This is a genomic window from Holospora obtusa F1, assembly GCF_000469665.2.
Classification (GTDB): domain Bacteria; phylum Pseudomonadota; class Alphaproteobacteria; order Holosporales; family Holosporaceae; genus Holospora; species Holospora obtusa.
Genome location: NZ_AWTR02000068.1, coordinates 1 through 6068 on the forward strand (window position 1 = coordinate 1; position 6068 = coordinate 6068).

Annotated in this window: 5 protein-coding genes and 2 pseudogenes; 1 reads left to right on the forward strand and 6 read right to left on the reverse strand. The window is 33.0% G+C overall.

What is annotated here, in order from left to right:
- Nucleotides 1–16: 16 nt before the first annotated feature.
- A pseudogene (locus P618_RS06830) lies at nt 17–208 on the forward strand (IS5/IS1182 family transposase); the annotation flags it as partial.
- Between the two features lie 283 nt (nt 209–491).
- Here the strand turns inward: P618_RS06830 and P618_RS03915 are convergent.
- From P618_RS03915 to P618_RS08455, 6 genes and pseudogenes are all read right to left on the reverse strand, one after another.
- Nucleotides 492–782 (reverse strand): helix-turn-helix domain-containing protein, encoded by a 291-nt coding sequence (locus tag P618_RS03915; protein ID WP_021827969.1) that lies wholly within the window; start codon nt 780–782, stop codon nt 492–494.
- Between the two features lie 78 nt (nt 783–860).
- The gene (locus tag P618_RS03920; RefSeq protein WP_021827970.1) at nt 861–1463 is read right to left on the reverse strand and encodes a hypothetical protein; all 603 of its coding nucleotides are present in this window, start codon (nt 1461–1463) and stop codon (nt 861–863) included.
- A gap of 669 nt (nt 1464–2132) precedes the next feature.
- Nucleotides 2133–3896 carry an ABC transporter ATP-binding protein gene (locus tag P618_RS03925; protein WP_021827972.1) on the reverse strand — a complete coding sequence of 588 codons (1764 nt, stop codon included), beginning with the start codon at nt 3894–3896 and terminating at the stop codon, nt 2133–2135.
- Nucleotides 3886–4812, reverse strand: coding sequence for a CAF17-like 4Fe-4S cluster assembly/insertion protein YgfZ (gene ygfZ, locus P618_RS03930; RefSeq protein WP_021827973.1), 927 nt, complete (start codon nt 4810–4812; stop codon nt 3886–3888). Before ygfZ ends, P618_RS03925 begins: the two co-directional genes overlap by 11 nt.
- A 621-nt stretch (nt 4813–5433) precedes the next feature.
- Nucleotides 5434–5556 carry a hypothetical protein gene (locus P618_RS08855; RefSeq protein WP_275574331.1) on the reverse strand — a complete coding sequence of 41 codons (123 nt, stop codon included), beginning with the start codon at nt 5554–5556 and terminating at the stop codon, nt 5434–5436.
- A 302-nt stretch (nt 5557–5858) separates the two neighbouring features.
- Nucleotides 5859–6068: pseudogene (locus P618_RS08455) on the reverse strand (IS701 family transposase); the annotation flags it as partial.

Sequence of the window (6068 nt, forward strand, 5' to 3'; positions counted from 1 at the left end):
TGAGCAAGTAATATAAACTGCTTTTGAAAATGGTAATGGATATGATTTTAGAGTATTTAAAGAATCGAAAACAAAGATAAATCCTGATATAAAGGTCATTACTGACCCTGGATATCAAGGGATACAAAAACTGCATAGTAAATCTGCGCTGCAAAAAAAAAGACGAAAAAGATTTGGTCTAAGATTCAATCTGATCACTGGAATTTAAAATTTGGAGTGAGTATAAATGAGTTTCGAAAGAGGTCTATTATTTACTCCCCCCCTAAACTATGAATTTTTTCGTAATATTTACCGCTCTTTTTACCCACAAGTTTTTCACTTTTTTTGCGTCTCATCCTCTATCTTTGCAAATGGTTAGCTTTATCCCGCTTTCATCAATGTATACAATACTTTGAAACTGGTATATATTTTAGTGCTTCTTGGTATGTATTTCATTTTTCTTTATTTGCTTTCCACATAAGTGAAGGTTTTTTTATCACTACGGGCCTTAATTAATAACGTGCACCACTGACACTCATGCCAAATTCACCAGCAATATTTTCTGATCTAGCATCGGGATGATTAGTTGCATATTGAATAAAAGACTCTTTTTCTATAGTTGGCTTTGCATCCAAACGTATCTTTGGGTAAAAATGTCCTTTACTTTTATAATGCAAATGCCATCTATTGAGTGTCATTTTATTTATTCCAAAAACTCTCGATGCTTCTTTTTGACTGTCAGCTGATTTGATAAAATTTATAATTTTTTCTCTTAAATCTATACTGTATGGACGCGTTGACATTATCTACTTCTTTTAGACAAAATGTATCATATTTTGTATTACAATTTAACTGTTTTTACTGTAGTCTGATTTAATAAATTATCTTAACAGTTGTGCATATTTTAGATCTTCTTCAAAGTCACTAATTGACACACAGAACAAACCAATGTTACCAGACACTCTGGATTCCTGTGCACAGCAATCACACTGTGCACAGCAATCACAATGTATAGGAAAAATTTGATAAAATGCTTCCCAAAATTCTTTTCCTAAATGTATAAAATAATCTAAAAAAGGACGATAATCTTTTAATTTTTCTATCCTTCTTCTCGCTATTCTTAATAAAAAAAGATCTCTTTTTGCTACCATTTCTTTTAAATACAAATTTTTTTTATATTTACGACTGGTCTTTCTATAATCAGATATTCTACCCGAAAAAAAGAGTTCAAAACAACTCTTATCGTCATCAAGCATGTTAACTAATGGTCCAGAACAAAGAAGATTTTCTATATTTTTTTCTTCTTTTTCAATTTCTTCTTTTATTTTTTCAATATTGTGCTCGATTGATTTAGTAAGTTTTTGTTCAGAAATAGATGCAATACTAGCATGATGAAAAAAATTTTGTTTTTGTGAGAAAGACATTTGAGAATTTGAAGTTATAAAAAATAATAAAAAAATTTTATTAATTTTTTTTATCCACATATAAAGCTTTAATTATTTTTAAAAATTTTACCATAATTTTTTCAAAAAAAATAGAATGCGCATTTTAAACTTGAACATTTTTGATCCTTTGCAAATAAAATTAATCCGTCGTATAGCTGTATAGCTTGCTACATTCATACAAGATTTTTGTATGACAAGAATCATTAAATACCCTAGGTGCTATCGATTTATGATTAACATACTCAGCTATAGTATTTGTCCGCTGATAATAATTTACCGCTCTTTTGGAAGAAAGCTTTTTCCCCTTTCTGCCCCATCCTTGTGTCTGCACAAATGATCATCTCAACACCGCTTTCATCATTTTTTTATAGCTAAATCCTAGCTTTTCTGGGGCTATTTTGTCCTTGTTGCCTAAGCGTGGTTTAACTTTAATAGCCTCTACCTTCTTGGCACCTGATCCACCACCTGCTTACGCTACTTCTTGGATGTCGTGTTTTGATTGTAATCAAGCTTGATTATATTTCTATTGCTCACCCCTTTAGATCTAAGCTGTAGTGTTTCTTTGTCATTTTCTTTTAAAAATATCTCTTTGTCCCGTTTTTAGGCTAAATTACTATATACAAAAAAATGCATCAAAATCATTCCTGAAAATGTTATCGTAGGATTTCAGTCACATTTTTAGTAATCTGAAATAGTAAATCTATCGTATTATTCTTTTTTTAGTCCTCGCATTTGTAGACTCCACAATTTTCTATACATACCGTTTTTTTGCAAAATTAATGCATCGTGCGCTCCATCTTGGACAATTTTTCCTGCACTAAACACCAAAAGGCGCTCCATACTTGATAACGTATTCAAGCGATGAGCAATAAATAAAACCGTCTTCCCATACATAACTTCCGAAAAAGCTTTTTGTAATTCTTCTTCCGTGATACCATCCAAACTGCTTGTAGGCTCATCTAAAATTAAAATAGGAGCATTTTTTAATACTGCCCTTGCTATAGCAATTCGTTGACGTTGCCCGCCAGAAAGGCGCCCACCTCTTTCACCTACAATGGTATCATAACCTTGCGGAAACTCTTCAATTACTTCGTGAATTTGAGACTTTTTTGCTGCTTCCTGTACTTCTTTAAACGTTGCTTCGGGCCGTCCATACAAAATATTATCCAGAATAGATCGATTGAATAGAATGCATTCTTGTGGAATGACAGAAACAGCTTTGCGTAAACTACACAAAGAGATACTTTGAATATTTTGACCATCTATACACACAGATCCCTTTTGAACTTCTTGAATGCGCAACAATAAGTTGATGAAAGTAGATTTTCCACTTCCGGAAAATCCTACAATTCCCACTTTTTGTCCTCCAGGAATGTGAACATTAAAATTAGAAAAAAGCGACTCTTTTCCTGTTCTATCATAAGAAAAATGTACGTTTTTGAACACAATTTCTCCAGAAGAAACGACAAGATCTGAGCGCGAAGACGTCAGCTCTAATATCGGAGTTTCGCTGTAAACAATGGAAAGCGCTTGTTTTAGAGCCCCTAATTTTTCCCAAAATTCTCTTATTTCTGAACCAAGCGTCCAAAATTGGTCCAAAATCTGAACATTCAAAGTAAGAACCAATACAAATTCTCCTGCACTAATTGTTTGAGCTTTAATCCCTTTCCATAGCCACCAAAAACATAAACTTTCAAAAACTACAAAAGATAAGCTTTGGAATGCATGCAACATTCTAAAAAAATAATCACGCTCTTGCTCTTTTTCCAAAGCAATTGTTGTATATTGACGAATAAGTGAAAGTTCCAAAACGTGTCTAAAGAAAAGCTGCACACTGGCAATATTGGAAAAAACATCTACAATTTTTCCAACAACGCGTGAACGCGTTTCCGAAGCTCGGTGAGCCAAATGACTTTTAGAAAATAAAAATCCTAAAGAACCTCCCAAAAAAATAGTTAACCAGCACAATAATGCCCAAGCAAAATGCGAATGCACTCGCGCAACACTATACATAGAAAATATCAATGTAAAAAAACAAGTCAAAAAATTATCAACAAAAATTTCTATAATATTTGGAACAAAAGTAACCACATCATTAATTTTGTTTGTCAGATTTCCGGAGAAATGTTTTTGATAAAACTGCAAAGGTTTATGCATCATATGTTGCATAAGCTTTAATGCGATAAATTCCCGTTGCGCAGGAAAAAATTTTGCTATCATTGTATCATACCCAAAATTAATCCAACAAAACCCAAACCCCAAAAGAAGATAAAGGATCATTAATCTTGTGATTTGCTCAATATAAGAGGGATCTTTTATATGAGTTACTATATCTATGATAGACTTAATAAACGCAGGCTGCATTGTGACTATTCCTGCCCATGCTAAAGAAAGCACACTTAAAGTAGCAATTTGCTTCCAAAAAGGGGCAGAAATTTCGTAAAAAAATGTAGAAATTCCTTTACTGGACATTATTCGCTCCTTGATCACATCTATTAAAGGAATTGCTAAAAGAAACCAAGGTTCCCGTGATGATCTCTCCATTGTGTGTAGAACATTGAAAATGTCCAGAATTTAAGCACTCAAGTCCCCATGCTTGCTCCAAACAAATCAACCCATGACCAGATTGAATGTATCCCCACCTTCCTTGCACATTCCCTTTAAAATCCAAAATAGCTTCCCCAACGCTTGGAACACGTTCTCCTTGAATATGAGTTAAATAAAAAAGGCTTTTATGAACACGATTTTGATAAAAACTACTGGCGATCACTTCTTGCCCTACGTAACACCCTTTTTTCCAAGAAATCCCTTGATGAAAATGATACTGATATTCTAAAATTAAAGATCGCTCGTAAACAAGGTCATGTGCGCCACTAGGAACTCCATTTTGAATACACAAAGTCCGATAAGAAGTCTCAGTTCCTGGAATACACAAAGGAGTTGGAATTTCGTGCCAATATTCGTAGGGCAAAGCAACACGAAAACCAAGACTAGGATGACGAAAATCCTGAAATATGATTCCCAAATATTCTTGAATCTTGTCCTGTATTTTTTGATAAAGAAACGCAGATTCCGAACCGCTAAAGCTTATAACGGCCCACGGAACTTCTTTAACTTGAACGCCATGTAAAGGGCCATATTTATGGATAAGCCCCATTATAACAGAGTGATGAACCGAATCGTATTCTAAGTACAGTCGCTCTTGATTCTGAAAGACAAAAGCATCTGCGAGAAAACGACCCTGACGGTTCAAAAAAGCAGTAAAAATACCCTTCTGGTTACCAAGAAGGTTGATGTCATTCGTTGAGATCCCCTGTAAAAGATCTCTCCCCTCTTTTCCTGTAACCAAAACCACACGACGAGAAATTAAAGGAACCCAAATATTCATAATTTTTTTTAAAGTAGATGCGGCGACATTGCTTCCATCTTATGAAGACTTTAAACGTATAGTTTAAACGTCTTCAGCAGAATCTTATGCCCAACTTATTCATCCTTTTATTCTATCGAATGTTTTTCCGAGATTCAAGATGATTTTGTCATAGAAGAGTATTTCAAAACAATCAAAGCGATACGTTTAAAGTCAATTTGACATTTATGAAAAAGTATATTTTTTTAAAAAAAGCGCTACGATCGCATATAGTAAATTAAGTTAAGATTCAAGAAAAAAGATATTTAAATAAAAAATGATAATAATGTGGTCATATATAAACTGACATTTTTTTGGTTATATTGAAAGTAATGGAACAGTTTCATTGTTTTATAAGCCATATCACGACTATACGAGAAGATAATCTTTCTTTTAAAGCTTGCTAATCGATGCAAAATATCACTGTGTGTTGATGTAATATTTTTCCCATGAACATGCTTTTCTTCAGGAAGACATACCCCTTTCATCTGTGACAATTTAAAATCCAATCGAGAAATTTTGGACACATATGAAGCGATGAATTAGGCAAAAAATTGAGCTCTTTCAGAGCTTATGTCAGTCAATTAGTTCTTTTTTACTTTATCACAATTCAACTGATTTTGCTATATCTTCTATATTGCTTTGCACCTCAGGTTTTTTTGATTTATGCCATCCAGCCTTATCCATAACTATTATCTCCTCATTACCTTTTAAAGACTCTGACATGGCCCTTAGGTGTTCATTCATCTTAGTATTAACTAAAAAGGCATTAGATAGGAAATATTGCTGCATGTATTAACATTTATAGTACTGCACAAATGAAAGTTTTATTGCTCTTTTATTATACTTTCTTATTGAATTCAGAGAAGTAATGGCTTTTTTATAAATATGCTCGGTTACTAACTGATGTTACGCAGCAATAGTTGATTTCTGCTTGAAATAATCATATTTTTCGTCCGTAAGTTTTTAAGGACAAAAAATGAAACTGGATCTTCTTGATATTTATAGCGACTATTTGATAACTCATCTTACGTAGCACCTTTCAAAATTTGAAGTTCATTGAACATTAAAACATTGGCTTTTAACAATAGTTTTTGTTTTATTGCAAAATGATTCAATGAGGTTTTCACTTTCAATAATTCTAATTTGCAGTATGCAATGAGTGATGCAAATAGATGATTAGATTGTGTTCTTATAGTTCTGGTAGGTGATTTAGATAAACTTGCATTCTGCTTAAT

Bases quoted from the DNA above. Each gene is read 5' to 3' on its own strand.
- P618_RS03915 (WP_021827969.1), bottom strand. From the start codon at position 782: ATGTCAACGCGTCCATACAGTATAGATTTAAGAGAAAAAATTATAAAT.
- P618_RS03920 (WP_021827970.1), bottom strand. From the start codon at position 1,463: ATGTGGATAAAAAAAATTAATAAAATTTTTTTATTATTTTTTATAACT.
- P618_RS03925 (WP_021827972.1), bottom strand. From the start codon at position 3,896: ATGTCCAGTAAAGGAATTTCTACATTTTTTTACGAAATTTCTGCCCCT.
- ygfZ (WP_021827973.1), bottom strand. From the start codon at position 4,812: ATGAATATTTGGGTTCCTTTAATTTCTCGTCGTGTGGTTTTGGTTACA.
- P618_RS08855 (WP_275574331.1), bottom strand. From the start codon at position 5,556: ATGTCAGAGTCTTTAAAAGGTAATGAGGAGATAATAGTTATGGATAAG.